Below are 24,615 nucleotides of genomic sequence, written 5' to 3'. Positions count from 1 at the left end.
GAGGGGCCGCGTCTACGGGGCCACCCCCGGCAAAAGTGGAATGATTCCAGAAAAGCGGGTTAAGGTCGGGGGCATGACGTCCGACTTCGAGGATCGGCTGCGGGCGGTCTCGTTGCGCGTGACCAGGCCCCGGCTGGCGGTGATGGCCGCGCTGACCGACCACCCCCATGTCGACACCGACACCGTGATCTCGCTGGTGCGATCGGAACTTCCGACGGTCTCCCACCAGGCGGTTTACGATGTGCTGCGTGCGCTCACCGACACCGGTCTGGTGCGGCGCATCCAGCCTGCCGGTGCGACGGCCCGCTACGAGATGCGGGTGCGGGACAATCATCACCATGTCGTGTGCCGTTCGTGCGGCGCGATCGCCGACGTCGACTGCGCTGTCGGAAACGCCCCTTGTCTGTCCGCCTCCGATGATCACGGGTTCGTGATCGACGAGGCGGAGGTCGTCTATTGGGGCAGCTGCCCCGCCTGCGTGAGCAAACGTTCGGAAGGAATCTCATGAGCGACGCTCAGGACAACACCACCGCCAAGTGCCCGGTCGCCCACGATTCGGTGACCGCGCACGGCAGCGAGAGCGAGAACCCGGCGATCGACTCGCCGACGCCGAAGACGGGCGGGCGCCCGCGCACCAACCGGGACTGGTGGCCCAACCAGCTCGACCTGTCGGTGCTCCACGCCCACTCGTCGAAGGGCAACCCTCTCTCGCCCGACTTCGACTACGCCACCGAGTTCGAGAAGCTCGACGTCGAGGCCCTCAAGGCTGACATCGTCACGGTGCTGACCACTTCGCAGGACTGGTGGCCGGCCGACTTCGGCCACTACGGCGGCCTGATGATCCGGCTCAGCTGGCACGCCGCCGGGACGTACCGGATCCACGACGGCCGTGGTGGCGCCGGTGACGGCGGCCAGCGGTTCGCCCCGCTGAACAGCTGGCCCGACAACGCGAACCTGGACAAGGCGCGCCGCCTGCTCTGGCCGGTGAAGGCGAAGTACGGGCAGAAGATCTCCTGGGCCGACCTGCTGGTGCTGGCCGGCAACGTGGCACTGGAGTCGATGGGCTTCAAGACGTTCGGCTTCGGTTTCGGCCGGGTCGACGTGTGGGAGCCGGAGGAGATCTTCTGGGGCCCGGAGGACACCTGGCTCGGTGACGAGCGGTACGCCTCGGAGAAGACCATGTCCGAGGGTGTCGGCGCGACCGAGATGGGCCTGATCTACGTCAACCCGGAGGGCCCGAAGGGCAACGCCGACCCGCTCGCCGCCGCGCACTTCATCCGGGAGACGTTCGCCCGGATGGCGATGAACGACGAGGAGACCGTGGCGCTGATCGCCGGCGGTCACACCTTCGGCAAGACCCACGGCGCGGGCGTGGCCGACAACCACGTCGGCCCGGAGCCGGAGGGCGCGCCGCTGGAGTCGCAGGGCCTCGGCTGGCTGAGCACGCACGGCTCCGGCAAGGGCGCCGACACCATCACCTCCGGCCTGGAGGTCACCTGGACCGACAAGCCGACCCAGTGGAGCAACCGCTTCTTCGAGATCCTCTTCGGGTACGAGTGGGAGCTCACCACCAGCCCGGGCGGCGCCAAGCAGTGGGTCGCCAAGGACGCCGAGGCGATCATCCCGGACGCCCACGACCCGTCGAAGAAGCACAAGCCGACGATGCTGACGACCGACCTGTCGCTGCGCGTCGACCCGGCGTACGAGCAGATCTCCCGCCGTTTCCTGGCCGACCCGGAGGCGTTCTCGCTGGCGTTCGCCAAGGCCTGGTACAAGCTGCTGCACCGTGACATGGGCCCGGTCGTGCGGTTCCTCGGCCCGTGGGTGCCGGAGGCACAGCTCTGGCAGGACCCGGTCCCGGCCGTCGACCACCCGCTCGTCGGGGACGCCGAGATCGCCGCGCTCAAGGCGAAGGTGCTCGAGTCCGGTCTGAGCGTCACGCAGCTGGTACAGGCGGCATGGGCGTCGGCGGCGACCTTCCGCTCCACCGACAAGCGCGGTGGAGCCAACGGCGCCCGGATCCGGCTGGAGCCGCAGCGCTCGTGGGAGGTCAACCGGCCGGTCATCCCGGTCATCGACACCCTGGAGAAGATCCAGCAGGAGTTCAACGCGTCCGGCGGTGCGAAGGTCAGCCTGGCCGACCTGATCGTGCTGGCCGGTAACGCCGCGGTGGAGAAGGCGGCCGCCGACGCGGGGGTGCCGGTGACCGTGCCGTTCCGCCCGGGCCGTACCGACGCGACGCAGGAGCAGACCGACGTCGAGTCGTTCGCCGTCCTGGAGCCGCGGGCCGACGGGTTCCGCAACTATCTGCGGCCGGGCGAGAAGACCCAGCCGGAGGTGCTGCTCGTCGACCGGGCGTACATGCTGAACCTCACCGCCCCCGAGATGACCGTGCTGGTCGGCGGCCTGCGCACGCTCGCCGGCGGCGAGCACGGCGTGCTCACCGGCACGCCCGGCGTGCTCACCAACGACTTCTTCGTCAACCTGCTCTCCCCGGGCACCCGGTGGACGGCGTCGAAGGAGACCGAGCATGTGTACGAGATCCGCGACCTCGCCACCGACAAGGTCGCCTTCACCGCCACCGCCGTCGACCTGATCTTCGGCTCCAACTCGCAGCTGCGCGCCCTGGCCGAGGTCTACGCCAGCGCCGACGCCCGGGAGAAGTTCGTCCACGACTTCGTCAAGGCGTGGACGAAGGTCACCGAGCTGGACCGCTTCGACCTGGCCTGATCAGTCCCGGTCCTGGTCCGCCACCGGCCTGATCCCGGTCAGGTCGGTGGCGGTGCCGATCCACTCGATGATCTCGCCGTCGTCGTCCAACAGCGGCACCGCGCGTGACAGGGTCCGCCCGAGGGTCCCGTCCGGCCGCCGGACCCGGTGCTCCAGCTGGAAGACCTCCTTCGCGGCGATGGCGGCACTGATCGCGGCCAGGACCTCGGGTTGGTCGGCCCGGTCGATGTAGGTGTCGAGCCAGCTCACGGCGGGTTCGGTGGTGTCGGCGAGGAAGCCGTGACCGTCGAGGGCGTGCATGCTGCTCCAGTCGGCGCTCATCCGGTAGACGACGGCGGAACTGGCGTCGCGCAGCGCCCGGAAACGGCGATCGCTGACGCGGCGCAGCCGGGCCAGCTTCAGCTGGGCATCGACCCGGGCCACCAGCTCGCGGGCGGTGAATGGTTTGACCACGTAGTCGTCGGCGCCGGCCAGCAGGCCCTCGATCGCTGACTCCTCAGCGGCCCGGGCGGTCAGCAGCACGACCGGCGTCGTGGCGAGCCCCTCGTCGGCCCGGATCTCCCGGAGCAGGCCGAAGCCGTCCATCCGCGGCATCATCACGTCGGCCACGATCAGCGCGGGATGCTCCCGCCGGGCCAGGTCGAGGGCCTGCACGCCGTCGGCGGCGACGGTGACGTCCCATGCCGTCCCGAGCAGCCGCGCCAGATAGTCACGCATGTCGGCGTTGTCGTCGGCGACCAGTACTCGGACATGCTCGTCGGACCGCACCGGCAGATCGCGGAGCGTGGTCTCCTCGCCGATGCCCGCCGCCTCCCCGTCGTGGCCCGGTCCGACGTCCCAGTGGGCGGCCTCCTCCGCCATCGACCGGGCCAGAGCGCCCACCGCGACCGGCACGGCGTCACCGGCGGCGTGTTCGGGACGGCGGCCCATCGGGATCCACACGGTGAAGGCGGTGCCGCTGCCGGGGCGGCTGGTGACCCGGACCCGCCCGTGGTGGCGGCGGACCAGCTCGTCGACCAGGGCGAGGCCGATGCCGGCGCCCTCGTGGGTACGGCCACGGGCGTCCCGGACCCGGTGGAAGCGTTTGAACACGTGCGGCAGGTCGCTGCCCGGGATACCCACCCCGCTGTCCCGCACGATCAGTTCGGCGTGTCGTTCGACCGGGCGCAGGATCACCTCGACGGTGCCCTGCCAGGTGAACTTCAGGGCGTTCGACAGCAGGTTGGAGACGATCTTCTCCCACATCTCCGGGTCGACCCAGACCTGTTCGGGCAGTGCCGGTGCGTCGATGATCAGCCGCAGGCCGGCCTTCTCGGCGATGCTCCGGAACATCGACGCGATGTCGGTGGTCAGCCCGGCCAGGTCGGTCGGAGCGAACGCCGCCCGCATCCGGCCGGCCTCGGCCTGCGAGAAGTCGAGCAGGGTGCCGACCAGCCGCAACAACCGGCCGGCGTTGCGGTGGACCGCGTCGATCTCCGCGGCCCACTCGCCGGGACGGTGCCGCATCTCCTCCAGCGGGGCGAGCATCAACGTCAGCGGGGTACGGAACTCGTGGCTCACATTGGAGAAGAACTCGGTCTTCGCGCGATCCAGTTCGGCCAGCTTCTCCAGGCTCTGCCGCTCCCGGTGCCGGGTGTGCGCCAGCGTGAGTGCGGCGCCGACCTGACCGGCGAGCAGGTCCAGGAATCCCCGGTAGGCGTCGTCGAACGGCTGATGGCGGTTCAGGCCGGCCACCAGCACACCGGTGACGGTGCCGTCCGGCCCGGCGACCATCGGCAGGAGCAGTGCGGCGTCCGGTGGCAGTGCCCCGGGCAGTGCCGGCGGCGGTGCCAGCAGCCCGCCGAGACGTTCGTCGAGCCCGGTCAGCAGCATCCCGCCGCGATGCCCGCCCGGATCGCCCAGCACGCTGGGCAGCGGCCACACCGGGTTGCCGTTCCACAGGTCGATGACCAACGGCGCGGCGAATGATCCGGCCTCCAGACCGGCCACGCCCGCGAGTCGTGCCTCCCGCCGGACCTGGTCGATCACGTAGAGAAGGGCGAACGGCACGTCAGCGGGGAACCTGGCCAGCGCACCGGCGACCAGTTCGCACGCGTGCTCCGGGGTACGGGCCCCGGCGTTCTCCGCGGCGACGGTACGCAGCAGGCCCATCCGCCGTTCGGCGACCATCGTGGCGGTGGTGTCGAGCACCGAGTTCTGCACGCCGACGACCGCGCCCCGGTCGTCGGTGATCGGCGAATAGGTGAAGGTCACGTAGACCTCCTCCAGCGCGCCGTTGCGGTCCATCAGCATCGGCATGTTCTCGGCGCCGGACGCCACTCCGCTGTCCTGGGCGTTCGCGATCATCGGGCCGACGAACGACCACAGCTCCGGCCACGTCTGATCGGCGCGGCCGGCGAGGGCCTGCGGATGCTTCGTCGAGCCGAGGAACTGCCGCCACGACTCGTTGTAGATCTGGATCAGCTCGGGCCCCCACCAGACCGCCGCCGGGAACCCGGAGTCCAGCGTGATCCGCACGACCGCGCGCAGCACCTCCGGCCAGCCGGTGACCGGGCCCAGCGGGGTCGCCGACCAGTCCTTGTCCCGCAGCAGCCGCTCCACCTCACCCGGGCCGTGGAACAGGGCGGCCGCCGCCTCGATCTCCGTCCGGGGCCGCGGCAGCGGGCGGCCCCGGACCAGGTCGGCGATCACCCCGCCGAATTGGCCCAGCGGCAGGACCAGATGGGCGCTGCCGGCCGCCGAACCCGGCATCGACGCGAACTCCGCGGTCATTTCGTCCTGCACGATCACCAGGCCACCGGCCGCCCGGACCGCGGCGGCCCCGGCCGCGCCGTCCCGGCCCATGCCGGTCAGCACCACGGCCACCGCCCGGGAACCGTAGGCGTCGGCGAGTGACCGCAGCAGCCCGTCGTGCGGGAAGGTCCGCGCACCCGGCTCGTTGCCGATCAGCGCGCAGGTGCCGTCCGGCAGCACCTCGAGCCGGTACCGGGGCGGGCACACCACCACCCGGCCGGCGGACAGCGCGATGCCGTCCTCCGCCCAGACGACGTCGTGACCGCTGCGCTCGCTGAGGATCTTGGTGAGCGCGCTGCCGTTGGCGCTCAGATGCTGCTGCACCACCATCGTCATCGGCAGACCCGGCGGCACGCCACGCAGCACCGCGGTCAGCGCGGGCACCCCGCCGGCCGAGGTCACCAGAGCGATGACCGGGTCTCTCCTCATATCCACATATCGTGCCCCCTCCGGCGCCGGGTGACGCCACCGGTTGCCGGCCGATGTTTGGATCGGCTCGTGCCGAACGAGAACCCGATCACCCACGACGAACCGGGCCGTGCGCGGCACCCGGCCGGTTCGCGGCGCGATCATCGCGTCGCGGAGGGCGCATGAGTTTCCGGATCCGTGTCTTCGTCATGATGGCGCTGGTCGCGCTCGGTGCGACCGGTGCCACCGTCGCGCTGACCTGGTGGCAGGCCCGTGACCAGGTCAGTGAGGCCGCGTCGGCATCCCAGGAGACCACCGAGCTGATCCGGGGCGAGCTGCGGGAGCAGGCGCTGCGCAACGGCACCTGGGAGGGCGTCGACCGGACCCTGGCGCGGCTGCGTGGGATGACCGGGCAGCGGCTGCGGCTCGTCGACCCGTACGGCGCGGTGGTCGCCGACACCGACCACATGGACCGCCGGCTGGCCCGGCCGCCCGGATCGGTCGCGGTGTTCGTCGACCCGCTGCCCGAGGCGGTCATCCCCGATCGCGGTGACGCCCGGCGGGCCACCCTGACCGCGATCGACACCTACCGCACGGAGACACTGCTCGCCGCCTGCCTGCACCGCAACGGCCACGAGCTGGTCGCCAGCCCCGGCCCGGACGGCGTGCCCCGGCACTCGCCGGCCGGCGGGACCGGGGCGGGCGCCGTCGAAGCGTGCCGTCCCGGACGGCCGGCCCCCTGGCAGCTCGCCGACGACCTGGCGCAGGTCCGACAGTGCGGCGTCGCCGACTCCGGCTGCCTGCGGGCCGCCTTCCGGCGGCAGATCACCACGGGCGACGTCGCTCCCGCACCGTTGCTGCTCACCATCGGTGCGGGCAACGAGCCGGTACGCACTCTCGACGCCGGCCCGGTCCTGCTGATCACCGTCGTGGTCGCGGCCCTGACCACCGGCGGAGCGCTGTTGATCAGCCGCCGGGTGCTGCGCCCGATCGGCACGCTGACCTCCGCCGCCCGGCGCCTGGGCGGCGGCGACCGGGACGGCCGGGTCCCCGACGCCGGCCGTGACGAGCTCGGTGAGCTGGCCCGCGCGTTCAACCAGATGGCCGACTCGGTGCGTGCCGCCCAGGACGACCAGCGGCGTCTCATCGCCGACGTCGCGCACGAGCTGCGCAACCCGCTGGCCAACGTGCGCGGCTATCTGGAGGCCCTGCAGGACGGCGTGGTCGAGCCGAGCGCCGAGCTGTTCGCCTCCCTGCACGAGGAGGTCATCCTCAACCAGCGGATCGTCGGCGACCTCCAGGAGCTGGCGCTCGCCGAGGCCGGCGCCCTGATCTACCACCGGGTCCCGACCGACCTGGCCGAGCTGATCGAGACCGCCCGGACCGCGCACCGGGCCGCCGCCGACGCCGCCGGTGTCCGGCTGGCCGTCGACGCGGACGGGCCGGTGATCGCCGACGCCGACCCGGACCGGATCCGGCAGGTCGTCGGCAACCTGGTCGGCAACGCGCTGCGCGCCACCCCGGCCGGCGGGTCGATCACGCTGGCCGCGCGCGCCGACGGCGACGACGCGGTGCTGCGGGTGACCGACACCGGGACCGGGATCGCGGCCGGGCACCTGCCGTTCGTCTTCGACCGGCTGTGGCGGGCCGACCCGTCCCGCGGGCGGGGCACCGGCGGCAGCGGGCTCGGCCTGGCGATCGTCCGGCAGATCGTCCGCGACCACGGCGGCGACGTGTCGGCGGAGAGCACCGAGGGCGCCGGTGCGACCTTCGAGATCCGGCTGCCGCCGGTCACCCCTCGACGATCGCCCAGCCGTGCGGTGGCACCGGCTCGTGACCGCCGTGCACGAACGGCTCGTCGGCCAGGTTGAGCAGCAGCGACAGCCGCTGCCCGGCGGGGCCCTCGGCGATCACGGCGAGGTGCTCGTTGGTCAGGCCGGCGGTGCTGATCCGGGCGCCGGTCAACCACGGGTTGCGGCGGCGGATGCTGATCAGGTGCTGATAGTCGCCTCCGGCCGGGCCCGGGACGGCGGGCATCGGCGGGCGGACCGCGTCGTCGCCACCGGGCCGGTCCTCCTTGATCCCGTGCAGGCCGAACTCGTCGCCGTAGTAGACGCTCGGCACCCCCGGCAGGAAGAACAGCAGCGCCACGGCGTGACCGAGGTGCCGGGAGTCGGTGATCCGGCTGGCGATCCGGGTGACGTCGTGGTTGCCGAGGAACGTCATCGGCAGGAAGGCGCCGGCCCACGCCCGGTGCCGGTCGAGTGCCCAGGCCAGCTCGAACAGGTTCCGGTCGTTCAGCGACGACCAGACCGCCTTCCACAGCTCGTACTGGGTGACGGCGTCGAGGCCGGACCGCTTCACGTAGTCGCCGTAGTCGCCGTGGATCATCTCGCCGACGAACCACGCGGCGGGGAACCGCTCCCGCACCCGGGGCAGCACCTCGGCCCAGAACTCCGGCTCGACCGCGTAGGCCGCGTCCAGCCGCCAGCCGTCGGCACCGCGCTCCAGCCAGTGACACATCACCTCGGTCACGAAGTCACGCACCACGGGCGACCCATGGTCGAGGGTGATCAACCGGTCGTGGCCCTCGAACAGATACGGATGGTCACCGCTCCACCGGACCCACTCGCGCGGGCCGCTGCCGTCGAGCGCCGCCCGCACCGGCGGGAACTCCCGCCCCGCGTGGTTGAACACTCCGTCCAGCAGCACCCGGATGCCGCGCTGCCGGCAGGCCGCCACGAGCGCGTCGAAGTCGCCGTCGTCACCGAGCCGCGGATCGACGCGCAGGTAGTCGGTGGTGTCGTAGCCGTGGGTGCCGGACGCGAACACCGGGCCCAGCGCGAGGCCGTTGCAGCCGAGCGCGATCAGGTGGTCGAGCCACGGCTCCAGCCGCCCGAGCCGGTGGGTGACCTCGGTGGACGGACCCCCCGACGGCTCCGCGCCGACGAACCCCAGCGGGTAGACGTGCCACCAGATGACATGGCCGACCCAGTCGTTGCGCATGATCCGACCCTATCCGTCGATGCTGCGCGACAGGTTCGCGATGCTCGTCACCAGGGCGGTCAGGTAGGCGTCGATCCGCCACGCCGTCGCGACCACCTCACCCAGGCGGGCCACCAGCACCGGCAGCGGCACCACCGCCGGATCGGCCACCCAGGCGCTCACCCGGGCCACCAGGTCGCCGATCAGCCCGCGGACGATGTCCCGGGCCAGCAGGATCAGGTCACCGGCGGCCTTGGTGATCACCGTCATCGCCGTGCACGTGGCCACCAGCCCTCGGAGCGCTTCGACGTTGTTGCCCATCAGCGTCAGGTAGGCCCGCACGTCCGCGCGATCGTCACCGCCGAACTCGTCGTCGAGGCAGCGCCGCAGATCGCCGCCGATCACCCGCAAATCACCGGCCATGTCCGCCCACAGGCGGGCCTGCTCGGCCACCACGTCCGGCATCCCGGCCAGGTCGTCGACCATCCGCCGCAGCGGCGGAATCCGGGCCATCGCCACCTCCAGGCCGCTGGCCCGCAACACCGACGCCAGGTCGTCGAGCGGCATCGCGAACTCGGCGACCGGCGCCGACTCGGCCAGCAGCGGCTCCACCCACTCGCGTCCCTCGACGACGGCCAGCACCCCGTCGATGATCTCGGTGGCCGACCGCGGCCCGTCGTCCGGCTCGCCGACGAACTGCGCCAGAGTCTGCCGCCCGTCGGCGACCCCGCGCAGCCCGTCGACGGTGATGACGAACGTCTCCTCCACATAGGCGATCAGCTCGTCGTGGCGGACGTGCCGTTCACCCAGTCCGGTGAGGACCCAGCCGCAGAGCGCACCGAACGCGGCCTGATCCTTCTCGAACCGCTGGACCACGAGCCGGACCCGGCCCAGACGCACCCGTAGCCCGTCCAGGTGGGAGGCGTGCAGGCGCAGCCGGTCGGGCATCGACACAACAGGCACGGTAGCCGCCGAGCGGGCCCTTCCGCCCGCCGGTGGCGGTGGGATCGACGACATGCGGGTCGCCACCCTCAGTTCGGAACCCAGGACATCCGTCCCCTGACGGAGAGTGACCGCGGGTGGCAACCGGATGGCGACTGTCGTGCACCCGTTCGGTGATCGGCCGGGCCGGGAGCGGGCCGAAGTCATCGGTGAGCCCGCGGGACCGCGGGTCCCGTACGCCGAAAGGGTCTGCTCTTGCGCCAGCTTCTCCGCCGCCTCGCCGTCGCCGCCCTCCTCGCTCCCGCGGCCGCCGCAGGCGCCGCCACGATGATCGCGTCCCCGGCCGAGGCAGCCCCGGTGAAGCCGACCGAGCAGGCGCTCCAGACCGAGGTCAACCGTCTCGTCAACGTCGAGCGGACCAAGGGTGGCTGCACCGCGCTGACGGTGAGCGCCCAGCTCACCGCCGCCGCCCGCGACCACAGCGCGTGGATGGCCCGGACCGGCACGTTCTCGCACACCGGCAGTGGTGGTTCGTCGTTCGTCACCCGCAGCGAGGCGGCCGGCTACGCCAGCCCGTCGGGGGAGAACATCGCCTGGGGTTACCGCACCGCGTCGGACGTGGTCAGCGGCTGGATGAACAGCCCGGGCCACCGCGCGAACATCCTGAACTGCCGTTCCAAGGCGGTCGGTGTCGGTGTCGTCCACTCGGCGAGCGGCACCCCGTACTACACCCAGGATTTCGGTTTCTGATCCTCCGTGACGCCCCGGCCGCCGACGGCCGGGGCGTCGTCGTGTTCCCGGTGGCGGAAATCGGTCGGGCTCACGCCGCGGACCCGTTTGAACGCGACCGTCAGGGCGAACGCGTTCGCGTAGCCGACCTGGCGGGCGATGGCGCCGACGGTCGCCGAGCCGGTGCGCAGCGATTCAGCGGCCAGGTCGAGCCGCCAGTGGCTGAGGTACGTCATCGGCGGCTGGCCGACCAGCTCGGTGAAACGGCGGGCGAACGCCGCCCGGGACGCACCGGTGGCGGTGGCCAGCGCCGCGACCGTCCACGGGCGGGCCGGGTCGTCGTGGAGCATCCGGAGCGCGGGGCCGATCAGCGGGTCGCCGTGGGCGCGGTACCACCCGGGCGGGTCAGCGGCCGGCCGGGCGAACCAGGCCCGCAACGTGGCGATCAGCGCCAGGTCGAGGAGCCGGTCGAGGACCACCTGCTGGCCCGGCTCGTCCCGGGCGACCTCGGCGGTGAGCAGGTCAAGGATCGGTGAGTGGATCTGCTCGCGGGGCATGTGCACGATCCGCGGGAGGGTGGCCAGCAGACGGCCACTGACGAAGCTGGACACCTGGTAGGTGCCGCTGGCCAGCAGTGTCGAGGCGGACGGGCCGGGCTCGGCGTTACGGCGCCACAGCCGGCTCGTGTTGGTGCGCCGCAGCGTCTCGGCGGTGATGTCGACGCCGTCGAGGTCGAGCAGCCGGTTGCCGGGCCGCACCGACACCTGGGGGCGGGTCACCGGGGTGTCGGCGACCGTGTACGGCTCGGGGCCCTGCACGATCGCGACCCCGCCGGACCTGACCAGGACGGGCGGCCCGTCGTCCGGGACCACCCAGGCGTGGCCGTGCAGCGGGGTGGCCAGGGCCAGCGGCGCCCGGTCCTCGATCCGCAGGCCCCACGGCGGGTCGAGGACGGCCTGGCAGAAGGCGGCGGTCCGGGCCCGTACCCCGTCGAGAAGGTCGCCCAGTGGGTCCATGGGCGTCGAGCGTAGACGCTGAGACATGCTTCCGCGGTCCTCGAACATGGTTCGTCGCGACCGTCGCCACTTGACTGGAGTCACCGGAACTTCCCGTCAGGAGGACATCATGTTTGCGATCACCGGAGTGACCGGCCACGTCGGCGGCGCCGCCGCACGGGCGCTGCGCGAGGCGGGCGAGCCGGTCCGCGAGGTCGTGCGGGCCGTCGCCGACCTCACCGACCGGACGGCGCTGGCCGCCGCGTTCACCGGCTGCCGCGGCGCGTTCGTGCTGCTGCCGACGATCCCGGACGGCGACGACGCGGCGCACCGGGCGATGGCCGGCACGATCGCCGCCGCCGTCGCCGACAGCCGGGTGCCACACGTGGTGATGCTGTCGTCGCTCGGCGCCGACCTGGCCGAGGGCACCGGCCCGGTCCGCTGGCTGCACCACCTGGAGAACCTGCTGCGCGACACCGGCGCCGTGGTCACCGCGATCCGGTCACCGCACTTCCAGGAGAAGGTGGAGGACCTGCTGGGCGCGCCGGTCTACCCGGTCTTCGGGGAGTCCGCCGACGTGCCGGTGGAGATGGTGGCGACCCGCGACATCGGTGCGGCCGTCGCCCACGCGCTGACCCATCCGCCGGCGCGCAGCGAGGTCGTCGATCTGGAGGCGCCCGCCTACACCGAGCGGCAGGTCGCCGAGGAGCTGGGTGAGCTGCTGGGCGAGAAGCTGGAGGTGGTGCTGGTCACCCGGCCGGCGTGGACGGAGACGCTGACGGCGGCCGGGATCCCACCGGTGCTGGCCGGTGAGCTGGCCGACCTCTACGACGCCGCCGACCGTGGGCTGCTGCGGCCACGCGGCGACCGCCGGCACGTCTGCGTCACCGAGCTGCGCGAGACGCTCCGGGAGATCGTCAGCGCTGCCCGGTGAGCCCGCGCGCCGTACCGTGAACCCATGCGAAAGCTCGTCTACTTCGTCGCCACCAGCATCGACGGCTTCATCGCCGCGCCCGACGGGTCGTGGGACTTCTTCGGCCCGCAGGACGACGCCATCGGCTTCATGACCGAGCGGTTCCCGGAGACGCTGCCCACGCACGTGCGGGCAGCCCTCGGCGTCGACGCGCCCAACGCGGTCTTCGACACGGTGCTGATGGGTCGCGGCACCTACGAGCCGGCCTTGCGGGCCGGGATCACGAGTCCCTATCAACACCTCAGACAGATCATCTTTTCGCGTACGGTCACCGCGCCCTCGGATCAGGAGGTGCGGATCGTCGCGGAGGAGCCGCTGCCCTTCGTCGAGAAGCTGAAGCAGGAGCCCGGCCGTGACATCTGGCTGGCCGGCGGGGGCGACCTGGCCGGGCAGCTGCTCCCGGCGATCGACGAGCTGGTGATCAAGCTGAACCCGGTGCTCGCCGGCGGCGGGATCCCGCTGACCGCGGCCGGTTTCCACCCGCACCGGTTCACCCTGACCGGCACGACCGAGCTGGGCGGCGGCCTGCTGGTGCTGCGTTACCGGGCGGCCTGACCGGCGGTCTCCATCGCCCACGAGGCCAGCAGCACCAGCGCCGCGGCGGTCGGCGAGCCCGGCTCGGCGGTGTAGACGGTCAGTGTCAGGCCGGGCTCGGCCCGCAGGTCCAGGCTCTCCCAGGCCAGGGTGAGGTCACCGACCACGTGGTGCCGGAAGTGCTTGACCCCGGTCGCGTGGGTGCGGACGTTGTGCGACCCCCAGCGGCGGCGGAAGTCGTCGCTGCGGGTCGACAGCTCGCCGACCAGGTCGTGCAACCCCTTGTCGTGCGGGTCCTTGCCGGCCGCGGTCCGCAGGTTGGCCACCGTCATGTCGGCCGCGATCCCCCAGTCGGGGTAGAACCGGTGCGCCGCGCTGTCCAGGAACGTGAAGCGGGCGAAGTTCGGCGTAGCCGACGGGTCGGCGTAGGCGTCGCTGTACATGGCCCGGCCGAGATGGTTGGCCGCAAGCATGTCCTGCCGCCCGTTGCCGAGGATCGCCGGACTGGTGATCGCCTCCAGTGACCAGCGCAGACTCGGCCGCAACGTCCACTGCCGGGTCCGGCGGGCCGGGCGCAGGACGGCGTTGCTCCCGTTCGCCTCGTGGGCGAGACTGACCAGGTGGGCCCGCTCCGCCTCGTCGAGCCGGAGCGCCCGGGCGATCGCGTCGAGCACCCCGGCGGAGACCCCGGCGAGAGCGCCGCGTTCGAGTTTCGCGTAATACTCCACGCTCATCCCGGCGAGGGCCGCGACCTCGCTGCGGCGCAGCCCCTTGACCCGGCGCTGCCCGCTGACCGGCAGGCCGGCCTGCTCCGGGCTGATCTTCGCACGGCGGGTGGTGAGGAAGTCCCGCACCTCTGCTCGGTTGTCCACCCCTCGACGGTACGGCGGCGCGGACCGTCGAGGGAGGCCCTGCCGGTACACCCCTGGAGCGACCCGGGTCACGGTTAGGAACCGGATGAGCGGGCATAACCAGGTCCGGAAGGCCCGATCGCAAGGAGGCGTAGACATGACGACCTATGACAGCACCGTGGGCGCCCGGCCGAACCTCGCCAACGGCGCGACCGCGGCTCAGGAGAAGATCAACAACGTGGTGGAGCCGGTCCGCAAGCGCCCGGTGGCGTCCTCGGCGACCGCGCTAGCCGTGGCGGCCGTCGCCGCGGCCGGTGTGATCGGCGGCCGTAAGTACGTCCAGGCACGCCGCTCGCGCAGCCGCTGGCAGCAGGTCCTCGACAAGCTGCCCCTCGGCCGGTTCCGCTGAGTCACCCGCGTCCCTGACCCGCTCACCCCCGGTGGGCGGGTCAGGTCCGTCTCTGGTCAGGGTCATCCCTGAGACGCACTACCCCGCTGGGCGACGCGACCGCCCGGAAATACCGGGGTCGCGTTCAGGGCTCGCACCGGATCCGGGCGTTCCCCCTGGAAAATAGCCTTCCGGTGTGTCCACAATCCAGCCCCGCCGGTGGCCGATCGCCCTGGTCCGGGTCCTCGCGATCGTCACTCTGCTCCAGGTTCTGCTGCAGGCCGCTCTGGCCGGCGGCTTCATCAGCGGCCACGTCGGCTACCTGACCGCACACAGCGTCAACGGCTCCGTCCTGGTGCTGACCGTGATGGCTCTCGGCGTCGCCACGGTCCTGCTGTTCCGTCCCGGCCGTGGCCCGTGGTGGCCGATCCTGCTCAGCGCCGTCCTGTGGTGGATGGTCGCGATCCAGGTCGGCATCGGGTTCGCCCGCCTGGTCGGTTTCCACATCCCGCTCGGCGCGTCGATCCTGGCCCTTACCGGCGGTTTCGTCTGGTGGTCGCTCAGTTACCGGCCCCGGCGGGTGACCGCATGAGGGTCTCCCGCCGCGGTGTGCTCACCCTGGCCGGCGCGGCCGCACTGGCGGGCTGCTCCCGCCCGGTCGACGGCCCCGGCACCGGTGAGCTGCTGGCCAGCGACCTGCCGCTGCCCGGCCGGTTCCAGGTGCCGCTGCCGGTTCCGCCGGTGGCCCGCCCGGTGCGGGTCACCGCAGACACCGACCACTACCTGGTCACCCAGCGTGTCGCGAGGGTCGAGCTGATCCCCGGCACGACCACCGAGATCTGGGGGTACGACGGCGTCTTCCCCGGTCCCACCTTCCGCGGGCGCCGGGGTCGCCGGATGGTCGTCACGGTGCGCAACGAGCTGCCGGTGCCGACGTCGACGCACCTGCACGGTGGTGTCACACCCGCCGGGTCGGACGGCTTCCCGACCGACCTGATCCTTCCGGCCGGTTACTCCCCCGCCCCGCCGGGTCACCACGGCGCCTCCGGCCGCCACCACGACACCACCCGTGACTACACCTATCCGATGACGCAGCGGGCGGCCACCCTCTGGTACCACGACCACCGGATGGACTTCACCGGCCCGCAGGTGTGGCGCGGCCTGGCCGGACTGTTCCTGATCACCGACGAGGTCGAGGCGGCGCTGCCACTGCCCCGCGGCGACCGTGACCTGCCGTTGATGATCTGCGACCGGTCGTTCGCCGCCGACGGCTCGCTGAAGTACCCGCAGCGCGACATGACGCATCCGGGCGCCGACGGGCTCTTCCACGCCGGCATCTTCGGCGACGTGATCCTGGTCAACGGCGCACCATGGCCGCGCGCCGAGGTCCCCGCCGTCCGGCACCGGCTGCGCCTGGTCAACGGCTCCAACGCCCGCCGCTACCGGCTGTCGCTGTCGGCCGGGACGATCACCCAGATCGGCAGCGACGCGGGCCTGCTCTCGGCACCCCTGCCACGGGAGGACGTGCTGCTCGCGCCGGGCGAACGGAGCGATGTCATCGCCGACTTCACCGGTCTCCCGGCCGGCACCGAGGTCACCATGACCAACACCCTCGGTGAGGGGCCGACGGCCGACGTCATGCGCTTCGTGATCACCGGGCCGGCGGCCGACGACAGCCGCATCCCGGCCACGCTCGCCACGCCCGAGACCCTGGACCGGACGCGAGCGGTCGCCGAGAGGCGGTTCGACTTCCGGTTCGGCGGTGGTCGATGGACGATCAACAATCAGCCGTACGATCCCGCCGCGACAATCTGCTCGGTCCGGGAGGGCACGGTCGAGTTGTGGCGGTTCACCAGCGACTTCCATCACCCCGTCCACGTGCACATGGCGCACTTCCAGGTGCTGTCGCGTGGTGTCAACGGTCCGGAACCCGGGGACGCGGGGTGGAAGGACACTGTCGACGTCCGCCCGTACGAGACGGTCCAGGTGCTGGTCGACTTCACCGGGCACCGTGGCCGGTACATGCTGCACTGCCACAATCTCGAACACGAGGACATGGCGATGATGGCCAACTTCGACATCGTTTGAGGAGATTCCGATGGGGCGTTCGCACCACTACGAGGTGATGGTGAGCTGGTCCGGGGAGACCCGCTCGTACCGGTCGTACGAGCGGGCCCACGAGGTCACCGCCGCCGGGAAGGCCCCGATCGCGGGTAGTTCCGACCCGGCGTTCCGCGGTGACCCGGCCCGGTGGAATCCGGAGGAGCTGCTCGTCGCCTCCCTGGCCCAGTGCCACATGCTGTGGTTCCTTCACCTGTGCGCCGCCGACGGCGTGGTCGTCACCGGTTACTCCGACGCGCCCACCGGCGTCATGGTGGAGGCCGCCGACGGTGGAGGCGCGTTCGAGGAGGTCGTGCTGCACCCGCGGGTGACGCTGGAGGACCCGTCGCGGGCGGGCCTGCTGCCGGGCCTGCACGAGCGTGCCCACAAGCTCTGCTACATCGCCCGTTCGGTGAACTTCCCGGTCCGGCACGAACCGGCCTGAACCGTTCGCGGCCCTGCGGGGTTCGGATTTCTGACAGGCCGGCGATGAATCACCGGTCGCCGGCCTGTCTCCTCACCTGTAGAGCACGTTCACCCGGAGGGAGAGCCACCATGACCACCATCCTGTCCGCCGCCCGCGCCGAGGCGCTGTTCACCACCGGTCTGGCCACCGGCAGCAGCCCGGCCTTCGAGGTCGTCGACGAGGCCATCCGCGCCGCGGTCCGCGCACACGGCGGCACCCGTGCCTGCGCCGCCGACGTGGCCGCCGAGTTCGGTGACCACCCGGAGCTGGCCCTGCCCCGGATGCGCTGGGCCCTCGACACGGTCGCCCTGCTCTACCCGCCGCGCCGCCGGCACTGGGCCCTGGTCGCCTGACCGCTCCCCCGGGCCGACCCTTCACCCTTCCCGCGCGGCCTCCCCCTTGCGCGGTCTCCGCTTCCCGCGGCCTCCCTTACGCGGCCTCCCGTTCCGCGGCCTCCCCTTCCGCTGTCTCACGTTCCGCTGTCTCTCCCCTCCGCCGCCTCCCCTTCCGCGGTCTCACGCTCCGCTTCCGCGCGGCCTTGTCTTTCTGCCTCGTCACGGCCCGTCTCGCGGCATTACCTTCCGCTTCCGCCATCCCGGCCCGCATCGCGGTCTCACGTTCCGCTCGGGCTCAGCTCGCGGCTCTGGTGATCAACTTGTCGGCGGCCCACCCGGCGACGCCGGGCGGGTAGGGCGCGGGCAGCCCCAGCACCACGTGCCCGAAGCCGGCGTCGAGTGCGGCGCGGATCGCGTCGCGAGTGTCGCCGGGCCGGTCGTAGGAGACCGGCAGATGGATGGAACGGACGATCGAGGCCGGGTCGCGGCCGATCTCCGTGCAGTACCGGTCCAGCAGGGCGCTCCGGCTGACGACGTCGGCGATGTCGCCGCCCGGAACGTTCCAGACGTCGGCATGATCGGCGACCACCCGCAGCAGCGCCGACGAACGCCCGCCGATCACGATCGGCGGATGCGGCCGCTGCACCGGCTTCGGGTTGCCGAACGCCCCGGTGACCCGCACGTGCTCACCGTGGAAGTCGAACGACCCCTCCGCGGTCCACAGTCTCCGGATCACCGTGCACGCCTCGGCGAGAGCCGCCACCGAGCGTGCGAAGTCGTGGTAGGGCAGGCCGTGTGCCTCGTACTCCCGCCGGGCCGCGGGGTGGCTGGGCCGAGACCCGGCGCCGATGCCGAAGTCGAGACGCCCGCCGGAGACGATGTCGACCGTGGTGGCGATCTTGGCGAGCATCGCCGGCGGCCGGAACCGGTTGCTGGTCACGAGCAGGCCGAGACGAAGCCGGCGGGTCTGCGCGGCGAGCGCCGACAGCAGCGTCCAGCCCTCGAAGGCCGGGCCGTCCGGGTCGCCGCCGATCGGCATGAGGTGGTCGAACAGCCAGGCGTGCTCGATCTCCGCGATCCCGTCGGCCTCCTGCCACACCCGCTGGATCTCCGGGTAGCCGACCTGCATCGGCGCCGTCATGATGCCGAAACGGGCCATGTCAGCGGCGCCGCAGGGAGGCGTCGAGCAGCGACGGCGGCGTGTCGATCTTCTCGTCGGGTGCGAGGTCGAGACCGGGTGGCACGATCGCGTCGATCGCGTCGAGGACGTCAGCGGACAGCACCGTGTCGGCCGCGGCAAGCTGGGAATGCAGGTGGTCCAGGGTGCGCGGCCCGATGATCGCGCTGGTCACACCGGGGTGGGCGGTGACGAAGCCGAGCGCCAGCTGGATCAGGGTGAGGCCGGCCCCGTCGGCGACCTTGACGAGTTGCTCGACGGCGTCGAGGCGGGCGCGGTTGGCCGGGACGGTCAGGTCGAAGCGCTGCCGCAGCAGGCCGGAACGGTAGGTGGTGATCTCCTGGCCGGCACGGATCGCACCGGAGAGCCACCCCGAGGCCAGCGGGCTCCAGGCGAGCACGCCCATGCCGTACTCCTGGGTGGCCGGCAGCACGTGGCTCTCGATGCCCCGCTGGAGCGCCGAGTAGCTGGGCTGCTCGGTCACGTACCGGCCGAGATGGTTTTCCTTTGCCGCCCATTGCGCCTGCACGATGCGGTAGGCGGGGAACGTCGAGGAGCCGAAGTAACGGATCTTGCCGGCCCGCTGGAGGTCGGTCAGCGCCGACAGCGTCTCCTCGTCACTGGTCGCCGGGTCCCAGCGGTGGATCTGGTAGAGGTCGACGTGGTCGACGCCGAGACGGCGCAGGCTGTCGTCGAGGGCGGTGACCAACCAGCGGCGGGATCCGCCCTGGTGGTTGCGCTCCTCACCCATCGGCAGGGTGGCCTTGGTGGCCAGCACGATGTCGTCGCGGCGGCCGGCGATGGCCTTGCCCACGATCTGCTCCGACTCGCCCTGGCTGTACATGTCGGCGGTGTCGATCAGGTTGACGCCGGCGGCGAGCGCGGCGTCGATGATCGCGCCGGCGTCTTCCGGGGTGGTCCGTGCGATCGTGCCGAAGTTCATCGCGCCGAGCGCCAGGGTGCTGACCTGGACGCCGGTACGGCCCAAACTGCGGTACTGCATGGTCGTTCCTCCTGGGTATCTGGCATGCTGGGCCTAAGCGGAACATGGTTCCGGGCCTGAACCCAACATACGGAACGATGTTCCGTTTACCAAGAGGCGTGACGGGGGTAACAGTTCAGTGGTGGAGAAGCGGGCCGACGCGCGCCGCAATCAGGCGACGCTCCTGGAGGCGGCGGCCGCGGCCTTCATCGCCTCCGGCGTCAACGTGCCGGTACGGGACATCGCGGCACGGGCCGGAGTCGGGGTCGGCACGATCTACCGGCATTTCCCGACCAGGGCCGATCTGGTCGTCGCCGTCTATCACCATCAGATCGAGGCGTGCGCCGAGGCGGGCCCGGCCCTGCTCGCGAGCAGCGACACCGCGCACGCCGCCCTCGCCGGCTGGATCGACCTGTTCGTCGACTTCCTGGTGACCAAACACGGCCTCGCCGAAGCCGTCAACTCCGACGACGCCGCGTTCGAGCGCCTCCACGCGTATTTTCTGGACCGGCTCCTGCCGGTCTGCGCCCGCCTGCTAGAAGCGGCCGCCGAAGCCGGGGAGGTCCGGCCCGACGTGGGCGCGCTGGAGTTGATGCGGGGCGTCGGCAACCTTTGCATCGGGGATGCCGGAGACTCCCGTTACGACGCCCGCCGCATGGTCGGATTCCTGGTGGCGGGCCTGCGCACGCCCACCGGGACGTAGTCCGTCAGGCCCCGGCGACCACCGTCAGACCCCCACCCTGACAACCACCGCCGCTCACCATGGCCCCGGCGACCACCGTCAGACCCCCACCCTGACAACCACCGCCGCTCACCGCGGCCCCGGCGACCACCGTCAGACCCCCACCCTGACAACCACCGCCGCTCACCGCGGCCCCGGCGACCACCGTCAGACCCCCACCCTGACAACCACCGCCGCTCACCGTGGCCCCGGCGACCACCGTCGGCGACGGTTAAGCCTTGGCCGCGGCGGCCACCGTCAGGCCTTGGCCGCCGCGGCCACCTTCAGCGCCTGCGCCGCGTGCTGGTTCATGTCGAGTTCGCTGTGGATGACATCCAGGATCTTGCGGTCCGTCCCGATCACGAAGGTCATCCGCTTGGTGCTCAGCGGGCCGAGGTTGAGCTTGCGCTTCACGCCGTAGGCGGTGATGGCGACGAGATCAGGATCGGACAGCAGCGGGTAGTCGAAGGTGTGCGCCTCGGCGAACTCCTTCTGCTTGGCGACCGGGTCACGGCTGATGCCGACACGCTGCACACCGGCCGCGCGGAACTCCGCCGCCAAGTCACGGAAATGGCAGGCCTCCGCGGTGCATCCCCGGGTCATCGCCGCGGGGTAGAAGAACAGGACGATGGGGCCGTCCGCGACCAGGTCGGTCAGCCGGCGCGGCGTACCGTCCTGGTCGGGCAGTTCGAAGTCGGGCGCGATGTCACCTTTGCCGATGCTCATCGACGGATCCTACGTGTGTCGTCCGCCGGGTCATTGCCACTGTGACGGCCGCGACCGGGCCAGGCATCACGGCATGTCGGGGGGACGGTGCGTGGCGATCCTGCCGCCGGTGTGGACAACCACCGAGAAGACGTCGACCTCACCACCCTCGGGACCCGGCCACCAGGCAGTCCACCAGCCGTTCTTAACACTGGCCGGACGACGGTGCCGTTAACGAGGCGGACCTCGGCCTGCCCGGTCGCGCCCGGCACCAGCGCCGGAACAGCGGACGGCACCACGATTGAGCCGCACTGCGGCCCGACGGCCGCGACCGCACCCTGAACCGTGGCGGCAGCACCGGCGAACAGCCAGGTCAGCGTAGGTGTTCCGGTGCACCGCCCGGAACCGCTCTTGTTGGTCCATGCCCCCTACCTGTCCAGGAGACGCGAGCCTGCCACAGACCCGGGTAAGAAAAATGCTTGATTCATGTACGTCACTATGTTTTGACTGTCTGGGTGCCGACCTTCACCCCGCACGAGATCGCCTCCCTGCGCGCGAAGTATCGGGCCGAACGAGACCGGCGGATACGGCCGGACGGCGGAGGGCAGTACCGGCAGACGACCGGCGAGTTCGGCTACTACGCCAAGGACCCCTACACCGAGCGTGTGGAACGGGCTCCGGTGACCGACCGGGTCGACGCGACGGTCGTCGGCGGTGGCTTCGGCGGCTTGCTCACCGGGGCGCGCCTGAGGCAGGCCGGGCTGCAGGACCTGCGCATGGTCGACGAGGCCGGCGACTTCGGCGGGACGTGGTACTGGAACCGGTATCCCGGCATCCACTGCGACATCGAGGCCACGGTCTACATGCCGCTGCTGGAGGAGGTGGGTTACGTCCCGAAATGGCGGTACGCACCCGGTGAGGAGATCCGCCGGCACGCGATGGCCATCGGAAAGCGTTTCGACCTCTATCAGCACGCTCTCTTCCACACCAGGGTCACCGAGCTGCGCTGGGACGACGACACCGCCGAGTGGACCGTCACCACCGATCGGGGCGACGAGTTCCGGTCGCGTTACGTGGTCCTGTCGTCGGGGCTGCTCACCCAGGCGAAACTGCCAGGGATCCCCGGCATCGAGGAGTTCGGCGGGCACACCTTCCACACCAGCCGGTGGGATTACGCCTACACCGGCGGCGACCAGAGCGGCGGGCTCACCGGGCTCACCGACAAGAAGGTCGCGGTGGTCGGCACCGGGGCGACCGCGATCCAGGTGGTGCCGCACCTCGGGCGGGACGCCGAACACCTCTACGTCTTCCAGCGGACCCCGTCGTCGGTCGACGCGCGCGACAACCGGCCCACCGACGCGGCGGTGCTGGACAGTGTGCGTCCCGGCTGGCAGCGGGAACGGATGGACAACTTCCTCACCGTCGTGACCGGCGGCCACGCCGACGTGGATCTGATCGACGACCGATGGACCGCCACCGCCAGGTTGCAGCGCACCTTCCTCAGCGGCACGCGGGCGGAGCTGACCGAGGAGGAACTCGAACTCGCCGACTTCGCCACGATGAACGGCATCCGCGCCCGCGTCGACGCGGTGGTCACCGATCCGGCCGTCGCCGAGCTGCTCAAACCCTGGTACCGCTACATGTGCAAGCGGCCCACCTTCAGTGACGAGTACCTTCCGACCTTCAACCGGGCCAACGTCACGCTCGTCGACACGTCGGGGCACGGCGGCATCACACGGATGACACCGGCCGGGATCGTCGTCGGGGACGACGAATACGAGGTGGACTGCGTCATCTTCGCCACCGGGTTCGAGGTGGGGATCTCCGGCATCCTCTCCGGAAACCTGCAGGTGTACGGGCGCGGCGGGAAACACATCTTCGAGCATTGGGCGAGCGGCTTCCGTACGCTGCACGGCTTCTCCTGTCACGGTTTTCCGAACCTGTTCCAGCTGGGCCCGGTGCACAACGCCAACGCCGTGAACTTCGTGCACATCCTCCACGAGCAGGCCATCCACATCGGGGCTCTCGTCGGCGAGGCGGAGAACCGCGGCGCCCGCCGGATCGAGCCGACGCTCGCGGCCGAGGACGCGTGGGCCGCCACCATGGACGCGACGGCCGGCGACAGTTTCGCGTTCCTCAGCGAATGCACGCCCGGCTACTACAACAACGAGGGCAGCCCTCTCCCCATGAATTTCTCCTTCGGGCCGGGGCCGATCGCGTTTCATGAGCTGCTGCGCGCATGGCGCACCGACGGAAGCTGGGAGCAGGTCCTGTGGAACGACTGATCGCCGCCACCCCGTTGCGTGGCTCGAACGGGATCACCTTCGGCCCCGACGGCCGCCTCTGGGTCGCCGAATACCTGCCCGGCCGGGTCAGCGCGGTCGACGTCACGACCGGTGAGGTCGAGGTCGTCATCGGGCCCGCCGGTCCGCTCCAATCGCCGGACGACCTGGTCTTCGACCCCGACGGCAACCTGTGGATCAACGATGTCGCCCCCGGCCGGGTCTGGCGCCGAACCCCGGCCGGAGACCTCACCGTCGCGGCCGACGGCCTCCACAATCCGAACGGCATCGCCGCCGTCGGCAACCGGATCTTCGTCAACGAGATGGTGCCCGGCGGCCGCGTCCTCGAACTGGCCGACCCGCCGAAGGTGCTGGCCGAGGGCCTGATGCTGGGCAACGCGATGCAGGCCGGCCCCGACGGGGACCTCTACTACCCGCACATGTTCCCCGGCGAGGTCTACCGCGTCGGACCCGACGGTGGCACCCCCACGCTGATCGCCGAGGTCGCCCAGGCTGTGGCGGTCCGCTTCGACCGCAACGGCGTGCTCTACGTGCTGTCGATCGACGAGGCCGGAACCATCACGCGCATCGACGGCGACCAGCGAACGGAGATCGTCACCGGCATCCCCGGCCTGGACAACGCCGCCTTCGACGACGCCAACCGGATGTTCGTCTCCAGCTTCAGCAGCGGTGGCATCACCGAGGTCCTGCCCGACGGCGGCCTGCGCGAGGTGGTGCCGCGCGGGCTGGCCGGCCCCTACGGCATCGCCGTCGACGGGACGGGCGTCCTGCACGTCGCCGATCACTACCGGCTCGACGGCGCCTTCCTGCCGTTCGCCCACGCGGTCGCCACCTCCGGCGACGACCTGCATTTCACCTCCCAATACGGGCAGGTGATGACTCTCGGCGGCTCGATCCGCGCCGAGAACCTCGATCAACCCCAGGGCCTCACGGTACGCCCGGACGGCACCCTCCTCATCGCCGAAGCGGGCGCCGGTCGCGTGCTGGCGATCGCCCCCGATGACACGCTGACGGTGCTGGCCGACGGTCTGGGCAGGCCGGTCGACATCACCCTCGACACCGAAGGCCGCTGCTACGTCTCCGACGAGTCGCACGGAGCCGTCTACCGCCTCGACGAGGGAAAGCCCGTACTCGTATCGGACGGCTTGCAGGCTCCACAGGGCCTCACCGTCAGCGGCAACCGATTGTTGATCGCCGAGGCCGGCCGCCGCCGTCTCCTGGCCCTCGGCCTCGACGCAACCCCCGACACCACCACACACGTCGGCGCCGACCAGCGGATACACGTCCTCGTCGAGGACCTGCCCGTCGCCGTGCCCCGGCCCACACAGCCGGCGCTGTCCATCGAAGGCTTGCCCGGCGTGCCGTGCCAATTCGCGGCCCTCGCCACCGGCCCCGACGGCACCGTCTACCTCGGCGGATCCGCCGACGGCAGCGTCCTGCGCCTCCAATTCACTCCTTAGCCGAATTGTCGGGATCCCAGATCCACACTTATCGTGAG

The 24,615-nt window shown here is 71.4% G+C and carries 22 protein-coding genes; 14 read left to right on the top strand and 8 right to left on the bottom strand.

Annotated elements, in window-relative coordinates; all coding sequences use genetic code 11:
- Positions 1-73: 73 nt before the first annotated feature.
- Positions 74-508, top strand: a complete 435-nt coding sequence (locus tag ACFO0C_RS34665) for a Fur family transcriptional regulator (protein ID WP_378071510.1) — start codon at positions 74-76, stop codon at positions 506-508.
- Complete coding sequence (gene katG, locus ACFO0C_RS34660) at positions 505-2,730, top strand: catalase/peroxidase HPI (RefSeq protein ID WP_378070990.1); 2,226 nt, start codon at positions 505-507, stop codon at positions 2,728-2,730. Before ACFO0C_RS34665 ends, katG begins: the two co-directional genes overlap by 4 nt.
- Here the strand turns inward: katG and ACFO0C_RS34655 are convergent, their stop codons facing one another.
- Positions 2,731-5,952: a chemotaxis protein CheB gene (locus tag ACFO0C_RS34655; protein WP_378070989.1), complete on the bottom strand. Its 3,222-nt coding sequence runs from the start codon at positions 5,950-5,952 to the stop codon at positions 2,731-2,733.
- 161 nt (positions 5,953-6,113) lie between these two features.
- On the opposite strand from ACFO0C_RS34655, the gene ACFO0C_RS34650 reads away from it, so the two are divergent.
- Positions 6,114-7,802 carry a sensor histidine kinase gene (locus tag ACFO0C_RS34650; protein WP_378070988.1) on the top strand — a complete coding sequence of 563 codons (1,689 nt, stop codon included), beginning with the start codon at positions 6,114-6,116 and terminating at the stop codon, positions 7,800-7,802.
- Here ACFO0C_RS34650 and ACFO0C_RS34645 read toward each other — a convergent pair.
- Positions 7,723-8,937 carry an alpha-amylase family protein gene (locus ACFO0C_RS34645; RefSeq protein ID WP_378070987.1) on the bottom strand — a complete coding sequence of 405 codons (1,215 nt, stop codon included), beginning with the start codon at positions 8,935-8,937 and terminating at the stop codon, positions 7,723-7,725. The genes ACFO0C_RS34650 and ACFO0C_RS34645 overlap by 80 nt on opposite strands.
- Positions 8,938-8,946: 9 nt before the next feature.
- Complete coding sequence (locus ACFO0C_RS34640; protein ID WP_378070986.1) at positions 8,947-9,870, bottom strand: hypothetical protein; 924 nt, start codon at positions 9,868-9,870, stop codon at positions 8,947-8,949.
- A gap of 243 nt (positions 9,871-10,113) precedes the next feature.
- Between ACFO0C_RS34640 and ACFO0C_RS34635 the strand changes: the two genes are divergently transcribed.
- Positions 10,114-10,608: a CAP domain-containing protein gene (locus tag ACFO0C_RS34635; RefSeq protein WP_378070985.1), complete on the top strand. Its 495-nt coding sequence runs from the start codon at positions 10,114-10,116 to the stop codon at positions 10,606-10,608.
- Here ACFO0C_RS34635 and ACFO0C_RS34630 read toward each other — a convergent pair.
- The gene (locus ACFO0C_RS34630; protein WP_378070984.1) at positions 10,584-11,603 is read right to left on the bottom strand and encodes an AraC family transcriptional regulator; all 1,020 of its coding nucleotides are present in this window, start codon (positions 11,601-11,603) and stop codon (positions 10,584-10,586) included. The genes ACFO0C_RS34635 and ACFO0C_RS34630 overlap by 25 nt on opposite strands.
- A 109-nt stretch (positions 11,604-11,712) precedes the next feature.
- On the opposite strand from ACFO0C_RS34630, the gene ACFO0C_RS34625 reads away from it, so the two are divergent.
- Together ACFO0C_RS34625 and ACFO0C_RS34620 are read left to right on the top strand one after the other, a co-directional pair.
- Positions 11,713-12,516: an NmrA family NAD(P)-binding protein gene (locus ACFO0C_RS34625; RefSeq protein ID WP_378070983.1), complete on the top strand. Its 804-nt coding sequence runs from the start codon at positions 11,713-11,715 to the stop codon at positions 12,514-12,516.
- 24 nt (positions 12,517-12,540) lie between these two features.
- Complete coding sequence (locus ACFO0C_RS34620; RefSeq protein ID WP_378070982.1) at positions 12,541-13,110, top strand: dihydrofolate reductase family protein; 570 nt, start codon at positions 12,541-12,543, stop codon at positions 13,108-13,110.
- On the opposite strand, the gene ACFO0C_RS34615 is transcribed toward ACFO0C_RS34620, so the two are convergent.
- Positions 13,095-13,961, bottom strand: a complete 867-nt coding sequence (locus ACFO0C_RS34615; RefSeq protein WP_378070981.1) for a helix-turn-helix transcriptional regulator — start codon at positions 13,959-13,961, stop codon at positions 13,095-13,097. The two genes, ACFO0C_RS34620 and ACFO0C_RS34615, sit on opposite strands and share 16 nt — an antisense overlap.
- A 136-nt stretch (positions 13,962-14,097) precedes the next feature.
- Between ACFO0C_RS34615 and ACFO0C_RS34610 the strand changes: the two genes are divergently transcribed.
- The 5 genes from ACFO0C_RS34610 to ACFO0C_RS34590 all read left to right on the top strand — a co-directional run bounded on the left by ACFO0C_RS34610 (position 14,098) and on the right by ACFO0C_RS34590 (position 17,247).
- Positions 14,098-14,349: a hypothetical protein gene (locus ACFO0C_RS34610; protein WP_378070980.1), complete on the top strand. Its 252-nt coding sequence runs from the start codon at positions 14,098-14,100 to the stop codon at positions 14,347-14,349.
- A 175-nt stretch (positions 14,350-14,524) separates the two neighbouring features.
- The gene (locus ACFO0C_RS34605; RefSeq protein ID WP_378070979.1) at positions 14,525-14,920 is read left to right on the top strand and encodes a hypothetical protein; all 396 of its coding nucleotides are present in this window, start codon (positions 14,525-14,527) and stop codon (positions 14,918-14,920) included.
- Entirely contained in the window at positions 14,917-16,416 is a 1,500-nt protein-coding gene (locus ACFO0C_RS34600) for a multicopper oxidase family protein (protein ID WP_378070978.1), read from the top strand. The genes ACFO0C_RS34605 and ACFO0C_RS34600 overlap by 4 nt, the downstream gene beginning before the upstream one ends.
- Positions 16,417-16,426: 10 nt before the next feature.
- Positions 16,427-16,873, top strand: coding sequence for an OsmC family protein (locus tag ACFO0C_RS34595; RefSeq protein WP_378070977.1), 447 nt, complete (start codon positions 16,427-16,429; stop codon positions 16,871-16,873).
- Between the two features lie 110 nt (positions 16,874-16,983).
- Positions 16,984-17,247 (top strand): hypothetical protein, encoded by a 264-nt coding sequence (locus ACFO0C_RS34590; RefSeq protein WP_378070976.1) that lies wholly within the window; start codon positions 16,984-16,986, stop codon positions 17,245-17,247.
- 277 nt (positions 17,248-17,524) lie between these two features.
- Here the strand turns inward: ACFO0C_RS34590 and ACFO0C_RS34585 are convergent, their stop codons facing one another.
- Positions 17,525-18,388, bottom strand: coding sequence for an LLM class flavin-dependent oxidoreductase (locus tag ACFO0C_RS34585; protein ID WP_378070975.1), 864 nt, complete (start codon positions 18,386-18,388; stop codon positions 17,525-17,527).
- 1 nt (position 18,389) lies between these two features.
- Positions 18,390-19,409 (bottom strand): aldo/keto reductase, encoded by a 1,020-nt coding sequence (locus ACFO0C_RS34580; protein WP_378070974.1) that lies wholly within the window; start codon positions 19,407-19,409, stop codon positions 18,390-18,392.
- Positions 19,410-19,527: 118 nt separating this feature from the next.
- Here ACFO0C_RS34580 and ACFO0C_RS34575 point away from each other — a divergent pair, with 118 nt between their 5' ends.
- Complete coding sequence (locus ACFO0C_RS34575; protein ID WP_378070973.1) at positions 19,528-20,091, top strand: TetR/AcrR family transcriptional regulator; 564 nt, start codon at positions 19,528-19,530, stop codon at positions 20,089-20,091.
- Positions 20,092-20,367: 276 nt separating this feature from the next.
- On the opposite strand, the gene ACFO0C_RS34570 is transcribed toward ACFO0C_RS34575, so the two are convergent.
- On the bottom strand, positions 20,368-20,835 hold the full coding sequence (locus ACFO0C_RS34570; protein WP_378070972.1) for a peroxiredoxin: 468 nt from the start codon (positions 20,833-20,835) through the stop codon (positions 20,368-20,370).
- Between the two features lie 494 nt (positions 20,836-21,329).
- On the opposite strand from ACFO0C_RS34570, the gene ACFO0C_RS34565 reads away from it, so the two are divergent.
- Both ACFO0C_RS34565 and ACFO0C_RS34560 read left to right on the top strand, forming a co-directional pair.
- The gene (locus tag ACFO0C_RS34565) at positions 21,330-23,099 is read left to right on the top strand and encodes a flavin-containing monooxygenase (protein ID WP_378070971.1); all 1,770 of its coding nucleotides are present in this window, start codon (positions 21,330-21,332) and stop codon (positions 23,097-23,099) included.
- Complete coding sequence (locus tag ACFO0C_RS34560; protein ID WP_378070970.1) at positions 23,087-24,577, top strand: SMP-30/gluconolactonase/LRE family protein; 1,491 nt, start codon at positions 23,087-23,089, stop codon at positions 24,575-24,577. Before ACFO0C_RS34565 ends, ACFO0C_RS34560 begins: the two co-directional genes overlap by 13 nt.
- The last annotated feature ends 38 nt before the right edge of the window (positions 24,578-24,615 follow it).

The organism is Actinoplanes subglobosus (genome assembly GCF_042650585.1).
GTDB classification, from domain to species: Bacteria; Actinomycetota; Actinomycetes; order Mycobacteriales; family Micromonosporaceae; genus Actinoplanes; species Actinoplanes subglobosus.
This window is presented reverse-complemented; position numbering and strand designations above follow the sequence as displayed.

Excerpts from the sequence above, each read along its gene's own strand:
- ACFO0C_RS34590 (WP_378070976.1), top strand. The coding sequence starts at position 16,984 with ATGACCACCATCCTGTCCGCCGCCCGCGCCGAGGCGCTGTTCACCACC.
- ACFO0C_RS34620 (WP_378070982.1), top strand. The coding sequence starts at position 12,541 with ATGCGAAAGCTCGTCTACTTCGTCGCCACCAGCATCGACGGCTTCATC.
- ACFO0C_RS34650 (WP_378070988.1), top strand. The coding sequence starts at position 6,114 with ATGAGTTTCCGGATCCGTGTCTTCGTCATGATGGCGCTGGTCGCGCTC.
- ACFO0C_RS34580 (WP_378070974.1), bottom strand. The coding sequence starts at position 19,409 with ATGCAGTACCGCAGTTTGGGCCGTACCGGCGTCCAGGTCAGCACCCTG.
- ACFO0C_RS34570 (WP_378070972.1), bottom strand. The coding sequence starts at position 20,835 with ATGAGCATCGGCAAAGGTGACATCGCGCCCGACTTCGAACTGCCCGAC.
- ACFO0C_RS34585 (WP_378070975.1), bottom strand. The coding sequence starts at position 18,388 with ATGGCCCGTTTCGGCATCATGACGGCGCCGATGCAGGTCGGCTACCCG.
- ACFO0C_RS34645 (WP_378070987.1), bottom strand. The coding sequence starts at position 8,937 with ATGCGCAACGACTGGGTCGGCCATGTCATCTGGTGGCACGTCTACCCG.
- ACFO0C_RS34630 (WP_378070984.1), bottom strand. The coding sequence starts at position 11,603 with ATGGACCCACTGGGCGACCTTCTCGACGGGGTACGGGCCCGGACCGCC.
- ACFO0C_RS34610 (WP_378070980.1), top strand. The coding sequence starts at position 14,098 with ATGACGACCTATGACAGCACCGTGGGCGCCCGGCCGAACCTCGCCAAC.
- ACFO0C_RS34655 (WP_378070989.1), bottom strand. The coding sequence starts at position 5,952 with ATGAGGAGAGACCCGGTCATCGCTCTGGTGACCTCGGCCGGCGGGGTG.
- ACFO0C_RS34665 (WP_378071510.1), top strand. The coding sequence starts at position 74 with ATGACGTCCGACTTCGAGGATCGGCTGCGGGCGGTCTCGTTGCGCGTG.
- katG (WP_378070990.1), top strand. The coding sequence starts at position 505 with ATGAGCGACGCTCAGGACAACACCACCGCCAAGTGCCCGGTCGCCCAC.
- ACFO0C_RS34600 (WP_378070978.1), top strand. The coding sequence starts at position 14,917 with ATGAGGGTCTCCCGCCGCGGTGTGCTCACCCTGGCCGGCGCGGCCGCA.
- ACFO0C_RS34625 (WP_378070983.1), top strand. The coding sequence starts at position 11,713 with ATGTTTGCGATCACCGGAGTGACCGGCCACGTCGGCGGCGCCGCCGCA.
- ACFO0C_RS34595 (WP_378070977.1), top strand. The coding sequence starts at position 16,427 with ATGGGGCGTTCGCACCACTACGAGGTGATGGTGAGCTGGTCCGGGGAG.